The organism is Herbaspirillum sp. RTI4, assembly GCF_034313965.1.
Classification (GTDB): domain Bacteria; phylum Pseudomonadota; class Gammaproteobacteria; order Burkholderiales; family Burkholderiaceae_D; genus Herbaspirillum.
The window spans coordinates 2,466,960-2,484,086 of sequence record NZ_JAVIWQ010000002.1; the positions used below are offsets into that span (position 1 = coordinate 2,466,960).

At 56.6% G+C, this 17,127-nt stretch carries 14 protein-coding genes; 11 read left to right on the top strand and 3 right to left on the bottom strand.

Features of this window, described 5'->3' with window-relative positions:
- Window positions 1-275: 275 nt before the first annotated feature.
- The 3 genes from RGU70_RS11050 to RGU70_RS11060 all read left to right on the top strand — a co-directional run bounded on the left by RGU70_RS11050 (window position 276) and on the right by RGU70_RS11060 (window position 6,077).
- Complete coding sequence (locus RGU70_RS11050; RefSeq protein WP_322209444.1) at window positions 276-3,944, top strand: indolepyruvate ferredoxin oxidoreductase family protein; 3,669 nt, start codon at window positions 276-278, stop codon at window positions 3,942-3,944.
- A gap of 193 nt (window positions 3,945-4,137) precedes the next feature.
- Window positions 4,138-5,298: an acyl-CoA dehydrogenase family protein gene (locus RGU70_RS11055; RefSeq protein WP_322209446.1), complete on the top strand. Its 1,161-nt coding sequence runs from the start codon at window positions 4,138-4,140 to the stop codon at window positions 5,296-5,298.
- The gene (locus RGU70_RS11060; RefSeq protein WP_322209447.1) at window positions 5,295-6,077 is read left to right on the top strand and encodes an enoyl-CoA hydratase; all 783 of its coding nucleotides are present in this window, start codon (window positions 5,295-5,297) and stop codon (window positions 6,075-6,077) included. The genes RGU70_RS11055 and RGU70_RS11060 overlap by 4 nt, the downstream gene beginning before the upstream one ends.
- Window positions 6,078-6,127: 50 nt before the next feature.
- On the opposite strand, the gene RGU70_RS11065 is transcribed toward RGU70_RS11060, so the two are convergent.
- Entirely contained in the window at window positions 6,128-6,835 is a 708-nt protein-coding gene (locus RGU70_RS11065) for a phosphatase PAP2 family protein (RefSeq protein WP_322209449.1), read from the bottom strand.
- An 89-nt stretch (window positions 6,836-6,924) separates the two neighbouring features.
- On the opposite strand from RGU70_RS11065, the gene RGU70_RS11070 reads away from it, so the two are divergent.
- From RGU70_RS11070 to RGU70_RS11105, 8 genes are all read left to right on the top strand, one after another.
- Window positions 6,925-8,124, top strand: coding sequence for a class I SAM-dependent methyltransferase (locus RGU70_RS11070; RefSeq protein ID WP_322209451.1), 1,200 nt, complete (start codon window positions 6,925-6,927; stop codon window positions 8,122-8,124).
- A gap of 17 nt (window positions 8,125-8,141) precedes the next feature.
- Window positions 8,142-8,531, top strand: coding sequence for a hypothetical protein (locus tag RGU70_RS11075; RefSeq protein WP_322209452.1), 390 nt, complete (start codon window positions 8,142-8,144; stop codon window positions 8,529-8,531).
- 135 nt (window positions 8,532-8,666) lie between these two features.
- Window positions 8,667-9,224, top strand: a complete 558-nt coding sequence (locus RGU70_RS11080; protein ID WP_322209453.1) for an iron transporter — start codon at window positions 8,667-8,669, stop codon at window positions 9,222-9,224.
- 112 nt (window positions 9,225-9,336) lie between these two features.
- The gene (locus RGU70_RS11085; RefSeq protein WP_322210779.1) at window positions 9,337-9,669 is read left to right on the top strand and encodes a cupredoxin domain-containing protein; all 333 of its coding nucleotides are present in this window, start codon (window positions 9,337-9,339) and stop codon (window positions 9,667-9,669) included.
- Window positions 9,670-9,683: 14 nt separating this feature from the next.
- Window positions 9,684-10,559 (top strand): FTR1 family iron permease, encoded by an 876-nt coding sequence (locus tag RGU70_RS11090; RefSeq protein WP_322210780.1) that lies wholly within the window; start codon window positions 9,684-9,686, stop codon window positions 10,557-10,559.
- Window positions 10,560-10,606: 47 nt separating this feature from the next.
- A complete protein-coding gene (locus tag RGU70_RS11095) occupies window positions 10,607-11,947 on the top strand; it encodes a 4Fe-4S binding protein (RefSeq protein ID WP_322210781.1) in 1,341 nt (446 codons plus the stop codon).
- Window positions 11,948-12,045: 98 nt separating this feature from the next.
- Window positions 12,046-13,011: a bile acid:sodium symporter family protein gene (locus tag RGU70_RS11100; RefSeq protein ID WP_322209454.1), complete on the top strand. Its 966-nt coding sequence runs from the start codon at window positions 12,046-12,048 to the stop codon at window positions 13,009-13,011.
- Between the two features lie 40 nt (window positions 13,012-13,051).
- Complete coding sequence (locus RGU70_RS11105) at window positions 13,052-14,266, top strand: MFS transporter (RefSeq protein WP_322209455.1); 1,215 nt, start codon at window positions 13,052-13,054, stop codon at window positions 14,264-14,266.
- Between the two features lie 61 nt (window positions 14,267-14,327).
- Here RGU70_RS11105 and RGU70_RS11110 read toward each other — a convergent pair whose 3' ends face one another.
- Together RGU70_RS11110 and RGU70_RS11115 are read right to left on the bottom strand one after the other, a co-directional pair.
- A complete protein-coding gene (locus RGU70_RS11110; protein ID WP_322209456.1) occupies window positions 14,328-15,098 on the bottom strand; it encodes a glycosyltransferase family 25 protein in 771 nt (256 codons plus the stop codon).
- Window positions 15,099-15,458: 360 nt separating this feature from the next.
- Window positions 15,459-17,048, bottom strand: coding sequence for an ABC transporter substrate-binding protein (locus tag RGU70_RS11115; protein WP_322209457.1), 1,590 nt, complete (start codon window positions 17,046-17,048; stop codon window positions 15,459-15,461).
- Window positions 17,049-17,127 lie beyond the last annotated feature (79 nt).

A 17,127-nucleotide genomic window follows, 5' to 3' on the forward strand; every position in this document is an offset into this window, starting at 1 on the left:
ATGCGGCGCGTTTTTTTGTGTGCCTCCTCCACAGATACCGCCATTGGCGGCATATCCCGGCTTGCCCCATCATTTAAACTTATACCCCTATCCAGAATCGGTATTTCCCCCCGTGCCTCAAGGGACTATAGACTTCAGTCACAGCAGAGTTACCGCAAAACACCGCGCTCTACCTGCTGTGAAGACCGCACCACGGTCCCGTTGCCTGCCAGTGATGCACCCTACAGGATGCAGTGATGACAGGCGCTATCTGAATCAAGATTTTGGAGAATGTCATGGAAGTTCGTTCAGCCAGCGAATCCGCAGGAAACCCCGTTGCCGGCGCGACGCATCAAGCCGCCTCCGCAACGGGCGACCGGCCTGCAGGACTGTCGTCAGCCACCTCGTCAGTCCTTTCCTCTCATCCGATTGCTACCGATCTACAGCCGACCTTGGCCGTCGTCGGTCTGGATGACAAATACACCGCCACTTCCGGCACTATTTTCCTCTCCGGCATTCAGGCGCTGGTCCGTTTGCCGATGCTGCAACAATGGCGCGATCAGGCCGCCGGGCTGAATACAGCAGGTTTCATTTCCGGCTATCGTGGCTCGCCGCTAGGTGGTCTCGACGAAGCCTTGTGGAAAGCGCAGCCGCATCTGGCAGCGCACCGCGTCAAATTCCAACCCGGCACCAATGAAGACATGGCCGCCACCGCGGTCTGGGGCTCGCAGCAGGTCGATCTGATCGGCCCTGCCAGATACGACGGCGTATTCGCCATGTGGTACGGCAAGGGGCCTGGCGTGGACCGCTGCGGCGATGTGCTTAAACACATGAATCACGCCGGTACTTCGGCACTGGGCGGTGTGCTGCTGGTGGCGGGCGACGATCACGGCGCGTATTCCTCGACGCTGCCGCATCAGTCCGACCATATTTTTTCCGCCTCGATGATCCCCATGCTCTACCCTTGCAATGTGCAGGAGTATCTCGATCTCGGTTTGCATGGCTGGGCCATGTCGCGCTTCTCCGGCTGCACAGTCGGCTTCAAAGCGCTGGCCGATACGGTGGAATCGAGTGCCTCGGTCGATGCTGATCCGTTCCGCGTAAAAATTTCCCTCCCTACCGATTTCGTCATGCCGCCGGGCGGCCTGAACGCCCGCTTGTCCACCGAAACGCTGGGAGTACAAGCGCGCAAGCAGGAAGCGCTGATGCAGGATTACAAGATTTACGCGGCGCTCGCTTATGCCCGCGCTAATCATCTCAACCGCGTGATGATCGATAGCCCGAATGCGCGGTTGGGCATTATCGCCTCCGGCAAGTCGTATCTGGATGTGCTGGAAGCGCTGAGCGAACTCGGGATCGACGAAGCCTTCGCCGCCGAGATCGGCCTGCGGCTGTTCAAGGTTGCCATGCCCTGGCCGCTGGAACCGGAAGGTGTGCGCGAATTCGCTCAGGGGCTGGATGAAATTCTGGTGGTCGAAGAAAAACGCCAGATGGTCGAATATCAGCTCAAGGAGCAGCTCTATAACTGGCGCGACGATGTGCGTCCGCGCGTGATCGGCAAGTTCGATGAAAAAGGCGAATGGGTCGCCCCGCGTGGCGAATGGTTGTTGACCTCCAAGGCTGATTTCTCGGTAGCTCAGATCGCCCGCGTGATTGCGGCGCGGATTGCGCGTTTTCACACCAGTGATCTGATTAAAGCGCGACTGGCGTTTCTCGACGCCAAAGATGCGGTACTGAACAAAGCCGTCGCTACGCCACCGCGTCCGGCTTACTACTGCTCGGGCTGTCCGCACAATACCTCGACCAAGGTGCCGGAAGGCAGCTTTGCGCTGGCCGGTATCGGCTGTCACGTCATGGCGACGGCGATTTATCCTGAATTCAACAAACTCACTACCCACATGGGCGGCGAGGGCGCGCCGTGGATAGGGCAGGCCCCGTTTTCCAAGGTGCCGCACGTCTTTGCCAATCTGGGCGACGGGACCTATTTCCATTCGGGATCGCTGGCGATCCGGGCGGCGCTGGCGGCGGGCGTCAATATTACCTACAAGATTCTGTACAACGATGCGGTCGCCATGACCGGTGGCCAGCCGGTGGACGGCATGATCTCGGTGCCGATGATGGCACGTCAGGTCGCAGCCGAAGGCGTGGAGCGTATCGCGCTGGTGACTGAAGATCTGGAACGCTATCGTGACCGCAGCGATTTGCCGGCCAACACCACGCTGCACGACCGCAAGGATATGGATGCCGTACAGCGTCTGTTGCGCGAAGTGCCGGGTGTCTCCGTGCTGATTTACGATCAGACCTGCGCGGCGGAAAAACGGCGGCGGCGGAAAAAAGGCGAGTATCCCGACCCGCAACAGCGGATGGTGATTAATGCTGCCGTCTGCGAAGGCTGCGGCGATTGCGGCGTGCAATCGAACTGCACCTCCATCCTCCCGCTGGAAACCGACTTCGGCCGCAAGCGCACCATCGATCAATCCTCCTGTAACAAGGATTACTCCTGCGTCAAAGGTTTTTGTCCTAGCTTCGTCACCGTCAATGGCGGCAAACTGAAGAAATCGAAAACTGGCGCACGCCTTACCAGCGCCGATCTGGGCGATTTCAGTAATTTGCCTCAGCCTTTGCTGCCTTCTTGCGCCACTCCTTTCAATATCCTGATTAATGGCATTGGCGGCACCGGCGTCATTACCGTCGGCGCATTGCTCGGTATGGCGGCGCATCTGGAAGGCAAGGGTGCGTCGGTGCTGGATATGACTGGCATGTCGCAAAAAAATGGTTCCGTTACCTCGCATGTCCGCATCGCCGCCACCTCACAAGCGCTGCGCGCCCAACGTATCGCCACTGGCGAAGCCGATCTGATTCTCGGTTGCGACATGCTGACCGCCGGTGCGCACGATGCTATTTCCAAGATGCGGGTTGGACGCACCCGCGCCGTCGTCAACCTGCACCAGCAACCGCCGGGTCAGTTCGCGAAAAATCCGGACTGGCAATTTCCGCTGGATCAAGTTCGCACGCTGATCACTGAAGCGGTGGATGGGGAGGTCGATTTCATTGACGCTACCCGACTGGCAACGGCGCTGATGGGCGATTCGATTGCCGCCAACCTGTTCATGCTCGGCTATGCCTGGCAGCGTGGAGCCGTGCCTCTGAGTGAAGCGGCGCTGCTGCGTGCCATTGAAATGAATGGCGTGGCGGTGGAATCCAATAAAACCAGCTTCCTGTGGGGTCGGCGCGCTGCCGTCGATCTGGCGCGTGTCGAGAAAATCGCCGTGCCGGAGCAACCGGTCGTATTGCGTATGCCCCCCAACTTGGATCAACTGATTCAGCAACGTACCGTTTTTCTGACTGATTATCAGGATGCTGCCTACGCCAAACGCTACACCGAGGTCGTCGAACGGGTGCGTGCCGCCGAAGCCGGACTGGGGCAAAGCCGCACGCTGACGCAGGCCGTCGCCCAGAATTTGTCCAAGCTGATGGCGTACAAGGACGAATATGAAGTCGCGCGGCTGTACACCGATGGCAGTTTTATCGAGCAGCTCAAGCAGCAATTTGAGGGCGATTTTTCTCTGACTTTCAACCTGGCACCGCCCTTGTTCTCCAAAAAAGATGCGCAGGGTCATCTGCTGAAAACGCAATATGGCCCCTGGATGTTCCGGGCATTCCGGCTGCTGGCAAAACTGAAAGGCTTGCGTGGCGGCTGGTTCGACCCCTTCGGTCACAGCGCAGAACGCAAGGTCGAACGGCGTTTGGTAGAGGATTACTGCGCCACGTTGCTGATCTTGTTGCCGACTTTGCGCCGCGACAATCTGACGCTGGCGGTCGATATTGCCCGCTTGCCGGAAAAAATACGTGGTTTCGGTCATGTGAAGGACGCGGCGATTGCGCTCTCGGAACAACAAAAGACGCAATTGCTGGATCGCTATCTTGGCGCATCCTTGCCTGCACATGCGCCGGTCGCTGCCTGAATTTGCCCGAATTTGGCTGAAGTAGATTGAGGACGGTGCTGCGCAATGTCGTCAGGGCGACACCCCGGGTCGGCATTATCGGTTAGCCTTGGGCATAACTTGCCTCAGCAAGAACACCTTACCAAGTCCGGCCTGCGCCATGACGCGCACCGGGTCTGGCCGAGAGTTCCCATAAAAAACAATGGAGACAGTAATGGATTTTGAACTGAACGAAGACCAATTGGCTTTTCAACAAAGTGCGCGTGACTTCGCCGCCGGTGAAATGGCGCCGCATGCCGCCCGCTGGGACGAGGAGGCGTATTTCCCGGTGGAAGTCATCGCAAAAGCCGGCGGACTCGGTTTTTGCGGGCTGTATACGCCGGAAGCCGTGGGCGGACTGGGCTTGTCGCGGCTGGACGCCTCGATTGTCTTTGAGGAGCTGGCCAGCGCTTGCCCTTCGACGGCCGCGTTTCTGACGATTCACAACATGGTGAGCTGGATGATCGCCTCCTGGGCCACCGACGAAGTCAAATCGGTCTGGTGTACGGCTCTTGCCAGCGGCAGCAAAATTGGTTCTTACTGTCTGACCGAGCCGGGCGCGGGTTCGGATGCCGCCTCGCTTAAAACCAGTGCCAAGCTGGTCGATGGCCACTATGTTATCAATGGCACCAAGGCGTTCATCTCCGGTGCGGGTGCGACCGATGTGCTGGTGCTGATGGCGCGTACTGGCGGCGAGGGCGCAAAAGGCATTTCGGCACTGGTCGTGCCGGCCAATGCCGAAGGCATCACTTACGGGCGCAAGGAAGTGAAAATGGGCTGGAATAGTCAGCCCACGCGCACCATCAGCTTCGATAACGTCAAGGTACCTGCCAGTCATTTGCTGGGCAATGAAGGGGAGGGCTTCAAGTTTGCGATGAAAGGGCTGGATGGCGGGCGCATCAATATCGCCACCTGCTCGGTCGGCGCGGCACAGGCGGCATTGAATGCGGCACATGCTTATATGAAACAGCGGCATCAGTTCAAGCGGCCGCTGGCCGATTTTCAGGGGTTGCAATTCAAACTGGCCGACATGCAGACCGAACTGGTCGCGGCGCGTCAGATGGTGCGGCTGGCGGCCTGCAAGCTGGATGCGCAAGCGCCTAATGCCACCGCTTATTGCGCTATGGCCAAGCGCTTCGCGACCGATCTTGGTTTCAAGATTTGCAACGATGCGCTGCAAATCCACGGCGGTTACGGCTATATCCGCGAATATCCGCTGGAGCGTTACTTCCGCGACGTGCGCGTGCATCAGATTCTGGAAGGCACCAACGAAATCATGCGGGTCATCGTCGCCCGCCACATGCTGGCTAATGAAAATACAGAGGATTTGCGATGAGTACTTATACCAACCTGAAACTGGAAATTCTGGGCCATACCGCAGTGCTGACGCTGGCTAATCCGCCGGCCAATACCTGGACGGCCGAATCGCTGGCATCGTTACGTCAACTGGTGCTGGACCTGAACGCTGATCGCACTATTTATAGTCTGGTCGTGACCGGTGAGGGCGAAAAATTCTTTAGCGCCGGGGCGGAATTGAAATTGTTTGCCGATGGCGACAAGGGGGTGGCGCGCAATATGGCGGAACTGTTTGGTGCGGCGTTCGAAACGCTGAGCCAGTTTCGCGGTGTATCGATTGCCGCCATCAACGGTTATGCCATGGGCGGCGGACTCGAATGCGCTCTGGCCTGCGATATCAGAATCGTGGAAGAGCAGTCGCAGATGGCCTTGCCCGAGGCCGGTATTGGTTTGTTGCCCTGTGCCGGCGGCACGCAGTTGCTGCCACGGCTGGTCGGTGAGGGCTGGGCCAAGCGCATGATTTTATGCGGCGAACGGGTGGATGCGCAGACGGCACTGCGTATCGGGCTGGTCGAGCAAGTTGTGGCGAAAGGAACTGCGCGCCAGCATGCGCTGGATCTGGCCGCGAAGGTGGATAAGCAAAGCCCTTCCAGTGTGGCGGTGTGCAAAACGCTGATTCAGTCTGCCCGTCATCAGCCATCGGCGGCAGGCTTGCCTCTGGAACGCGATCTGTTCGTCGGTCTGTTCGATACGCAAGACCAGAAAGAGGGCGTCAATGCCTTCCTGCAAAAACGCTCGCCTGAGTGGAAAAATGCCTGAACTTGAGGGCGGTGGGTTCAATCGCTTGAATCCACCGCCGGTTTTTTTGCTTATCCGGCATGTTTCAACGCAGTGGTGCGCCATCCGCTATGGAAAATGACCATGAACCATAGACTGACCCAGGCAATTCCCAGTGCCGATGCCGCCAGCACATCGCTGAGGTAATGCGCGCCAAGATAGACCCGGCTGACGGCCACCAGCGCCGTCAGACACAATGCCCCGCCGAAAATCAGGATGTGCGCCCCGGTGCGTCGCTCGTTGCGAACAAGATATAGCGCCAGCACGCCGTAAAAGACGGCGCTGCCAAAGGTATGTCCGCTAGGGAAACTATAAGAATGCAGCGTCACCAGCGGCAAATCGAATTGCGGACGCGCCCGGTGGAAAAAATGTTTCAGGCCCGTATTGAGGACGAAGCCAAGCGGCACGCTTGCGAGCAGAAAAACGATCCATCGCTTTGCATCGGTGTGCCACATGTGCAGACCGACCAAAATAGCCAGGCCGATTATCGCGAGTGCGCCGTGCAGCGCCGATATGCCCCGCATCAGGGCGGTCATCGATGGCGATGTCTGATTTTGCACCCAGCGCGAAATCGCCATGTCTTGCAGCGCCAGCGGGCAGTCGGGCGCAAGATGCAGTGCAATGCCGACGAAGATAGCGAGCGCTACGGCCAGCAGCGCCAGGTTCAGGATCAGTGAGTACTTCTTTGCGTCAATGTGGGAAATGTTATGGATAATATCTTTCGTGATTGTTTCATTCATATCTGAAAATAAGTGCTCAGTCGCTGCGCTACAATGCGCCACCGTCCATTTTTGGGGTCGGGCAACGAATTTTACCAATGGATCAAAGCGTGAACTCAGAATGCCTCATCGAATGGACTCAAAACGACGTCCTGCACACTGCCTGCTGGCAATCTGCCAATGGTTCGCCGCCACCCGCCAAAGTCCTGCTGGCTGATGATACGCTCGGCGCGGATCTGGCCTATCGCCTTGCTTGCGAAGGCACTGCCTTGTTGTGGCAAGGCGATTTTCAAAATGCGCGCCAGCTATTGCAGGCGCTGGCAAGGCGTTGCGATGCGCTGCCGCGTCCCGGTTCGCGTCGCGGTCGTACGGCAGGAAAACGCGAAACGGCAGCGGCGAAATTAGCGGTCGATACCGCTGTCGCTCCTTTGGCGGAAGCACCTGCACGCTTGTTTCATCGGCACCGGCAGGCGCGGGCGCAACGTGCGCGTGTGCTGGGCATGCTGTTAATTCCTTTTGATTCCGCTTATGGGATTCCTTTGCGCCGCGCTCCCGATGTGCAGCAGGCGTGCATGGAAGCCTACGGAAAGAAGTCGCCGGCCTTTGTCATGTCTTTGCGCGAATTGCTGGGGGTGATCGGCGGGCATGAGTGGCGCGTCAAGGGCGTGCAAATTCCTGTGCTGCAAGCGCGTATCCATCCGCATTATGGTGTTTTCTCGCCGGTGCGCGGCGAATACATTGATCTGGTGGCGCAAGCGCCATTGCCTGCCAGCACGCTGGCGTTTGATATCGGTACGGGTAGCGGCGTGCTGGCGGCGGTTCTTGCGCAACGCGGTGTGGCGCGCATTGTGGCGACCGACAGCGATCCGCGCGCACTGGAATGCGCCCGCGACAATATGCGTCGTCTGGGTTATGCCTCGCAGGTAGAGGTGGTGGATGCCGACTTGTTTCCACCCGGGCGCGCGCCGCTGATTGTCTGTAATCCGCCGTGGTTGCCGGCGACACCGAGCGCGGCCATCGAACATGCGATTTACGATCCCGACAGCCGCATGCTCAAGGGTTTCCTGAACGGCCTGGCCGAACATTTGACACCGCAGGGAGAGGGTTGGCTGATTTTGTCTGACTTCGCCGAACATCTGGGATTGCGCAGCGCCGACCAGTTGGCGCAGTGGATTGCGCAGGCAGGTTTGCACGTTGTCCATCGGCAGGACATCCGGCCGCGTCACCCTGGCGCGACCGATGCCAGCGACCCGCTGCATGCGGCGCGTGCGGCGGAAGTGACCTCCTTGTGGCGTCTGGCTGTGCGATAAACGAGAGGGAGGCTGACATGAAGGCATTATTTTGTGCGACCGGTTTGGCCTTACTGATAACCGCGAGTGTCGGGGAGGCGGTGCAGGTGCGGGTTCAGGTGCCTTCTCCGCAAAATCAGGCTAATACGGCTCTTGGGGCGCCTCCCATCGTTACTTCGGGCAACTCTTGTCGTTGCGAAATCAGCGAACGCGACAGCAGCGCCTGCGCCATCTATTTACGCAATAACCTGGCGACCTGGATTGCTGCCCATGCACCGGATACCCAAATGAGTTCTTCAGCCAATGGCCGGTATTACGCGGCTCCTTTTTCTGTGGCGGCGAGTGCCTGTGCGGGACACAAAGTCAATCCCGCGCAGATCAAGGTGCACTGGATGGATGATAGACACGTCATTCTTGAGTGGCATTGATTCTGTTGCACCGAGATGGTGTGCAGGCGTAATTCCAGTTTCATCTTTGTCTGATACCGCTTGCCAATAAAATTTCCGATGTGATGGTACAATCTTAATTGATAATCATTACCATTCACATACGGAGAGAATTCCATGGCTCGCATTCACCCACTGACATCACGCGCCGCACAGGCAATTTTACTTACCTGCATCGCCATCGGATCGGCTCAGGCTGCCGAATATCCCATCGGCAAGCCGCAAATTCTGAACGGCCTCGAAGTCAATGCCGTCTATCTGCAGCCGGTCAAGATGGAACCGGACGGCATGATGCGCAAAGCGGAAGAATCCGATATTCACCTGGAAGCCGATATCCACGCCGTCGCTAAAAATCCCAACGGATTCGCAGAAGGCGACTGGATGCCTTATCTGGTTATCAAATTCGAATTGAGCAAAGTCGGTTCGCCTCAGGTGATTCGTGGCGATCTGATGCCTATGGTCGCCAGCGACGGACCGCATTATGGCGATAACGTCAAAATGGCCGGCCCCGGCAAATACAAACTGAAATTCATCATCTCTCCGCCATCGGCGAACGAGCACGCGCATTTCGGCCGTCACGTTGATAAAGAAACCGGCGTCAGCCCCTGGTTCAAGCCATTCGAGCTGAATTACGACCTCGTCTTTGCCGGCGTCGGTAAAAAGGGCGGTTATTAAGAAGCTGTCTATTCAGCAGTGAGGGCGAAGGGCCGAGCAATCATGCGCATCGCAGCCCTCTCTTTCCAGTCCTATTATCGGGAGTGAAATCAGGATGAACATGCAGACCTTAATGCGCCGCGGCGTCAAGCTGCTGACTGGCAGCATCATGTTGACGGCCTTGGCCGCCGGGGCGTCGGAACTGCCGACGTTCAAGCTGGAAATGAGCGACGGAAAGTTGATTCCGGCCCGTCTCGAAGTACCGGCCAAAACCAAGTTCAAGATCGAACTGCACAACATCGGCACCAGCGCCGCTGAATTTGAAAGCATCCAGCTCCGCAAGGAAAAAGTGCTAGGCCCGGGAGCGCAATCCTTCGTGGTCATCGCTCCTTTGCAACCCGGAGAATACAAATTTTTCGATGATTTCCATCTGGATAAGCCACCGGGTGTGATCGTCGTCAAATAACGAAAGGAAAAATGATGGGTCAGGTCATGTTTATTGTCTGGCGCGAAAGCGTCGAAGCCCTGCTGGTCGTCGGCATTCTGTATGCCTGGCTCAACAATGGCGACGCAGCGGCGCGGCGCGGACTGCCTTACCTGTGGGCCGGAGTAGCCGCAGGAGTGCTACTGGCGATCCTTCTGGGTTTCGCCTTGCTAGGATTCAGCGAACTGCTCTCGGGTGAAGCGCAAACCTACTTCCAGATCGGCATGGTGCTGATAGCGGCGATGTTGATCGTTCAGATGGTGCTGTGGATGCGCAAGCATGGACGCACGCTCAAGAAGGATATGGAAACCTCGCTCAAAAGCAATTACGACAGCGGCAACTGGTGGGGTGTTTTCACGCTGGCCGCACTGGCGATTGCGCGCGAAGGCAGCGAAACGGCGGTTTTTCTGTATGGACTTGGCGTGGGTCAGCAAGGCAATATCGGCCCGATGTTGCTGGCGGCGCTGTTGGGTCTGGCGCTGGCATTCCTGACGTTCTATCTGCTACAGCTGGGCGGAAAGCTATTCTCCTGGCGGCGTTTTTTCCAGGTCACCGAAATCATGTTGCTGCTACTGGCAGCCGGGCTGATGTTGACCGGCGTGGAAAAATTGTTTGATCTCCTGCTCGAAAATGTCGACTGGGTATCGAATCTTTCCTTTGCGTCGACGCTTACCGCACCGATGTGGGATAGCAGCGCCTTACTGGATGATTCGGGAGTGGCAGGCGGGCTGATGGCGAGTCTGGTCGGTTACCGGGCGCATCCAACGCTGCTGGCGCTCTTCGCCTATGTCGTCTACTGGGCGCTGATCTGGCGTGCGCTGCAACCGCGGTCTGCGGCGGCGTCCTCTTCTCCGCTACCGAAGACCTCATGACGACGATGGCTTTACCGCAAACCCGTTTGCTGCGCGTGGGCGAGTGGATGCGGCGTTATGGCGGTGCCATACGCGGCATCCAGTGGCTGATCGTTCTGACCTACGCCTTCCTGATCATCGTCCCGATCTTTTTGCCGCTGCCCGACGAGACCGCCCACTTGTGGTCCAACCTGACCCTGATCGCGCAATTTTCCTTCTGGGGCATCTGGTGGCCGTTTGTTCTGGTCACGATGGTGTTGATGGGACGGGTCTGGTGCGGCGTGCTGTGTCCCGAAGGGACGCTGACGGAATTTGCCAGCAAATACGGCCTGGGCAAAGCGATTCCCCGCTGGATGCGCTGGGGCGGCTGGCCCTTCGTCGCTTTTGGTTTGACAACCATTTACGGCCAGATGGTCAGCGTGTATCAATATCCCAAAGCGGTATTGCTGGTGCTGGGGGGTTCCACGCTGGGCGCGATTATCGTTGGCATTATTTATGGCAAGGAAAAACGGGTCTGGTGCAAATACCTGTGCCCGGTCAACGGCGTATTCGGCTTGCTGGCCAAGCTCTCACCATTTCATTACAAGGTCAACGAAGATGCCTGGCGCGCCTCATACCAGACGCATGGCGTCAGAGTCATTGCCATCAATTGCGCTCCGCTGGTGCCTTTGCGCAAAATGACCGGTGCTTCCGACTGCCACATGTGCGGTCGTTGCAGCGGTCATCGCGATGCCATCGGACTGAGCTGGCGCGCCCCGACCGTGGAAATCGTCCAGTTCGGCAAAACCAACAACAACCTGTGGGAAAGCACGCTGGTGCTGTTCGGCCTGTTCGGCATTGCTATCGGCGCTTTTCACTGGAGTGCCAGTCCCTGGTTCGTCCAGATCAAGCAGATCGCCGCCGGCTGGCTGATCGATCGCGATATTCTGTGGCCGTTCGGCACCCAGGCGCCGTGGTGGTTGCTGACGAACTATCCGGAGCAAAGCGATGTGTTCACCTGGCTCGATGGCAGTCTGGTCGTGGCTTATATCGGGACGACCGCCTTGCTGATGGGATGCGCACTGAGCGTCCTGTTTGCCGTCAGCACCCGTGTGCTGGGTCAGTGGAGTACTTCCCGCTTCAATCATCTGGTGCAATCGATGATCCCGCTGGCCAGCTGCGGCGTGTTTGTCGGATTGTCGGCAACAACGATCAGCCTGTTGCGCGCCGAGCATTGGCCGGTTTACTGGGCCAACGACGTGCGCGCCGCCTTGCTGACGGCGACGACGCTGTGGAGTCTGGTGCTGGCCTGGAAAGTCATTGGCCGCTATGAAGTATCGCTGCCACGGCGGATCGTCGCGGTATTGCCGGTGCTGGCCGCGCTGACCCTGGTGAATTTTGCGTGGCTGTTGATGTTCTGGATTTGGTAATCAAAGACTGAGCATTCTCTGCTCGCGTACAATGGCAAACTTGCCCGCCACCGTCCCGGTGCGGGCACATCTGCCACATAACAACAAAACGCACAGCCATGACCCGTTCCCGCTTCCTGCCCGATAACCTCACCCTGTTGCTCATTACCACCGTCATCACGGCAAGTTTTCTCCCCTGTACCGGCGTCGTTGCCCAGGGCTTCGAGATACTGACCACGTTCATGATCGGTTTGCTGTTCTTTCTGCATGGCGCCAAATTATCGAGAGAGCAGGCCATGGCAGGCCTGATGCATTGGAAATTGCATTTGACCGTGCTGACATTTACGTTCGCCGTCTTTCCGCTGTTGGGTCTGATACTGAAACCCGCATTGCTATGGATGGTGACGCCGGATTTGTACATCGGTTTCCTTTACCTCTGCGTACTGCCCTCGACCGTGCAATCCTCGATCGCTTTTACTGCCGTCGCACGCGGTAACGTACCGGCCGCTGTCTGCAGCGCCTCGGCATCGAACTTGCTGGGTATCTTTTTAACACCACTGCTGGTCGGACTGATCGTCGTATCGAATAACGCGGCGCATTCCTCGTCGGGTGCGATTTTGACAATTATTTATCAGTTGCTGCTGCCTTTCGTTGCCGGACAAATCGCCCGCCGCTGGATAGGTCGCTGGGTCGATTCCCATAAGGCCATGCTGAAAGTCGTGGATCAAAGTTCTATTTTACTGGTGGTGTATGTCGCGTTCAGTGCCGCTGTCATACAGGGTTTGTGGAGCCAGCTTCCGCTGACCAGTCTGTTTGGCATTCTCGGCGTCAGCGCTATCTTGCTGGGCTTGCTCATCGGATTGTCGATGTATGCCAGCCGCCGTTTCGGGTTTGCCAAAGAAGATGAAATCACGATTGTATTTTGTGGTTCCAAAAAAAGTCTGGCGAGCGGCGTCCCCATGGCCAAGGTGCTGTTTTCCAGTCATACGGTAGGCGTTATTTTGCTACCGCTGATGATTTTTCATCAGTTGCAATTGATGGTCTGCGCCGTGCTCGCGCAACATTACGCACAACGCAAACCATGATGCCGTCCGCTTACCCCGGCCATTAAGCCGGGGACTTCCGTTGTATCATCACCGCAATTTCCGCCTGTTCTGGCTGGCTAGCGTTGCTTCGACCATTGCGTTGCAAATGCAGGTCGTCGCTGTCGGCTGGCAGATCTACCAGCTCACGCACAGCGCTTTTGACCTCGGCATGGTGGGCCTGGCGCAATTTATCCCCTCGCTTTTTCTTGTTTTTATCGTCGGCCATATCGCCGACCGCTACGACCGCAGACGTGTAAGTCAGGTATCGCTTGTGATCGCCGGACTTTCCGCCGTCCTGCTCGCGACCGGCAGCATAGGCGACTGGCTCAATCGAGAACTGATCTTTATCATCGTGTTTCTCATCGGTGTCGGCCGCGCATTCAATAAGCCAACGATGCAGGCTTTGTTGCCAGAACTGATGCGGCCAGATGAATTGCCGCGCGCTGTGGCAGGGGCCTCTTCGGCGACGCAGGTTGCCGTTATCGTGGGTCCCGCGCTGGGCGGTTTTTTGTACGTTGTCAGTCCGGTGGCGGTGTATCTGGTCAGTGGCGGGCTATTTCTGGTTTCTGCTCTGCTATTAGGACAGATCCAATCGATCCGTCGTGTGCCGCAAAAGGAAAAAGCCAGCCTGTCCTCGCTCTTCGCGGGTATCGCTTTTATTCGCAGCCGACCGGCCGTGATGGGTGCGATATCGCTGGATTTGTTTGCGGTGCTGCTCGGCGGCGCTACGGCCTTACTACCGATTTACGCGACGGATGTGCTGCATGTCGGGGCTGTGGGACTTGGGTTCTTGCGTTCTGCGCCAGCGGTCGGCGCGCTGTCCGTTGCTTTTTTCCTGGCAAGACGACCGCTCAGCAAGAGAGTGGGGCGCATCATGTTCATCGCGGTGGGCTGCTTTGGATGCGCCACGATTATTTTTGGCTTGTCGCATAATTTCTGGCTGTCGCTGGTGGCGCTTACCGTACTCGGCGCGGCCGACATGATTAGCGTAGTGGTGCGTTCCGCCTTCGTGCAATTACAGACCCCGGATGCCATGCGAGGTCGAGTCAGTGCGGTGAATTCAGTCTTCATCGGCACCTCGAATCAATTAGGGGAGTTTGAGTCCGGCATCACCGCTGGCTGGTTTGGAGCCATGCCGGCGGTACTGATTGGAGGTATTGGTACCTTGCTGGTCGTGGCCTTGTGGATACGATTATTTCCGGCGCTGTGGCAGGTAGACCGTATCGATATTGCGCCGCGTGAAGAAAATAAATAGGACTGACGCAAAAGCTCGCTGGCGTTGAGGGATTCTCCGCCCGCCGAAGTCTCCGAGTAAATCAGATCGCAGTATCTGAAGCGGTTTTTTTCTCGCGTCGTCGCCAGGCATAGATACGACGATTCAGGCTATCTCTGCCCATATAAAATTCACGTATCAGTTTTTGACGCAAATTGCGTTTGGCCTTTTCGCGGCCGATGGTGGTTCCCATCAAGTCATTGCGATGCTTGAGGACGTCGGGAGAAATCGATGCCATCGGGATTCGATGTTCCCAGTTACGGTTGAGTACATCGTCGATCGGATAGAGGATGCGTTCGGCATAGGCCAACAGAGTTTTCGCAGCTTCACGGTGAATCACATAGCCTTGCATGCCGAACGGTTGCTTTCTATGGTCCTTGAGCACGCTTCCGTCAGGGAGTCTGCCGATCTGCCAGGAACCCTCGCCGCCATAGTCATAAAGGCGAATGAATCCGTAGGGTTGCGTTAGTGCGGCGACTTGCATCAGTACTGGCGCAAATCTGTCGGAGAGCTCCACATCATCTTCCAATATGCACCAGGCTTCATCTTCGGAATCGACCAGTTGTTGCCATGTCTGGTAATGGCTGCCATAGCAACCGACCTCTGACAGATTCATGTGGTTGCCATGATTTTTCATGCGGGTAACGGCATCATACTGAGGCGGGTAAGTCTCAAGCCGCGTGGCGTCGTAGAAGCGAAACGGGACGCCGAATTTGGATAATTGCTCACCTACGTAAGACCTGCGGTCGTGACTTTCTAACAAGGAGATGACAACCACAGGTAAAAAAAACGCACCTTGGGATGAGTTCGTCATGTGAACAATTCCTCTTTTAGATTTCGGAAATAGTCGCGAGCCTGCCCCCATGCTCGTGACTACTTGTATTTTGATGCGCAATTATAGGGGGTGTTTGTGCTCCTGAGCGGTGTCCTCGCTTAAACATTTCGCCTGGATAGTGATGCCCTAAGGGATCGTTTTTTCATGGCAATCTATGCTCTTGTCAGAGTGGAAAGAGAATGCCTGAGGAGAATGCCGAAGCAGCTCATGGTCTGGCCGCGATTGACCGCGTGCGTATCGCTGAAAGGAAAGTCTTAAAATAAAAAATGCCTCCCGCAATAAAGCCGGGAGGCATGTTCAATTTTTCGCTGAAACCTGTATCAACGAAGGCGCTTCTGTTCAGCCAGGATGGAACTGATGCGCAAACGTGAATTCATCGGTGCGGGGTGCGTACTTGATTCCTTTGCGTACAGCCCAGGTTGCATACTGGTGGTACAAGGGAATGACGGCATAATCCTGCAGCGCCATCACTTCGGCCTGTTTTGCATAGATCTGACGCTGTTCGGGATTGACCGAGCCCAGCGACAATTGCACCAGTTGGTCAACTTTCGGATTGGTGTATTTCCCCCAGTTCCATGAACCCCAGCCTGTTTCTGGATTGATCGTTCCGACCAGTGTGCGCAGTCCGAAATCGGCTGCCAACGTGCCCCAGCCGAGTAGCGCGACACTGAATTCACCGGCGCGCGCTTTACCAAAATACACCGACAGCGGGAAGGTTTCGACCTTGGTTTGTATACCGATACGGCTCAGGAATTGCGCTACGGTCTGCACTACGCGCTCATCGTTGATATAGCGGTTGTTCGGGCCATGCAGCGTCAGATTAAAACCGTTTGGATAGCCCGCATCTGCCAGCAGTTTTTTTGCAGCAACGGGATCGTATTTTTCTACTTTCAGATTGTCGGCGTAGCCAAGAATGCCTGGCGCAACGATATTGGAAGCGGGGATGGCCAAACCTTCCAGCGTGCGATCCGACAAGGCCTGACGATTGATAGCCTTCGAGATCGCCTGTCTCACGCGGATATCCTTCAAGGGATTTTTCGCCAGCGGCTTGCCGTCCTTGCCGGTGATGTCAGGGGAGGTATCGCGTGCCTGATCCATAGTCCAGAACAAAGTGCGCCAGGAAGTTTTTCGCTGCAACTGGAATTTCGGATTGGCTTTCAGGCTAGGCACATCAGCGGGCGGTACGCTTTCAATCGCATCGACTTCACCAGCAAGTAATGCGGCCACGCGGGCGCTGTCGGAAGTCAGGATGCGGAAGGTGACCTTGTCCCATTCAGGCTTGCTGCCCCAGTAAAGATCGTTACGCAGCAATTCAATACGGTCGCCACGTGCAAAGCTGCCGAACTTGAAAGGGCCAGTACCGATTAGTGCTTTACCGCTGTTGAAATCTTCGGTAGTGGCACTGAGCGCCGCTTTTTTGGAAACGATGAAGATCGTGCTTAGATCCAGGGCCAGAGGACCGTAAGGAGTGGCCGTCTTGAAGCGGATTGTATCGGCATCGACAATCTGCTTGCTGATAATTTGTTTGGTGTAGCTGGTGAACGGGCCGGGACTATTCGTGAGTTTGGCGGGACGATCAATCGAAAACACAACATCCTCTGCCGTCAATGCCGTGCCATCGCTGAATTTAACGCCAGGACGTAGTTTAAATTCCCAGGTAAAAGGATCGATTGCACGCCAGGAAGTGGCTAATCCGGGAATCAATTGTCCATTAGCGTCGACGTTAACCAGCGCATCGAAAAAATGGGAAGACAGCGAAATATTCGGGGCGATATTGTTGAAATGAGGATCGAGGGAAGAGATGTCGGCGAAGAGACCGATTTTCAATTCGGCAGCGTGTGCGCTAAAACTCATCAGAGGCAGTGTCAGTGCGGCACTGACGCAGGTGAAAGCCAATGCGGCAATTTTTTTTCGGAACGACAAACGCATGGAAACTCCTGGATAAAATGGTTCGATCAGAATGGCAATTGCTAAGCATCATAGCGTGTTTCTCGGCTTAGCATTCTGC

Bases quoted from the DNA above. Each gene is read 5' to 3' on its own strand.
- RGU70_RS11050 (WP_322209444.1), top strand. From the start codon at position 276: ATGGAAGTTCGTTCAGCCAGCGAATCCGCAGGAAACCCCGTTGCCGGC.
- RGU70_RS11055 (WP_322209446.1), top strand. From the start codon at position 4,138: ATGGATTTTGAACTGAACGAAGACCAATTGGCTTTTCAACAAAGTGCG.
- RGU70_RS11060 (WP_322209447.1), top strand. From the start codon at position 5,295: ATGAGTACTTATACCAACCTGAAACTGGAAATTCTGGGCCATACCGCA.
- RGU70_RS11065 (WP_322209449.1), bottom strand. From the start codon at position 6,835: ATGAATGAAACAATCACGAAAGATATTATCCATAACATTTCCCACATT.
- RGU70_RS11075 (WP_322209452.1), top strand. From the start codon at position 8,142: ATGAAGGCATTATTTTGTGCGACCGGTTTGGCCTTACTGATAACCGCG.
- RGU70_RS11080 (WP_322209453.1), top strand. From the start codon at position 8,667: ATGGCTCGCATTCACCCACTGACATCACGCGCCGCACAGGCAATTTTA.
- RGU70_RS11085 (WP_322210779.1), top strand. From the start codon at position 9,337: ATGCGCCGCGGCGTCAAGCTGCTGACTGGCAGCATCATGTTGACGGCC.
- RGU70_RS11090 (WP_322210780.1), top strand. From the start codon at position 9,684: ATGGGTCAGGTCATGTTTATTGTCTGGCGCGAAAGCGTCGAAGCCCTG.
- RGU70_RS11095 (WP_322210781.1), top strand. From the start codon at position 10,607: ATGCGGCGTTATGGCGGTGCCATACGCGGCATCCAGTGGCTGATCGTT.
- RGU70_RS11100 (WP_322209454.1), top strand. From the start codon at position 12,046: ATGACCCGTTCCCGCTTCCTGCCCGATAACCTCACCCTGTTGCTCATT.
- RGU70_RS11110 (WP_322209456.1), bottom strand. From the start codon at position 15,098: ATGACGAACTCATCCCAAGGTGCGTTTTTTTTACCTGTGGTTGTCATC.
- RGU70_RS11115 (WP_322209457.1), bottom strand. From the start codon at position 17,048: ATGCGTTTGTCGTTCCGAAAAAAAATTGCCGCATTGGCTTTCACCTGC.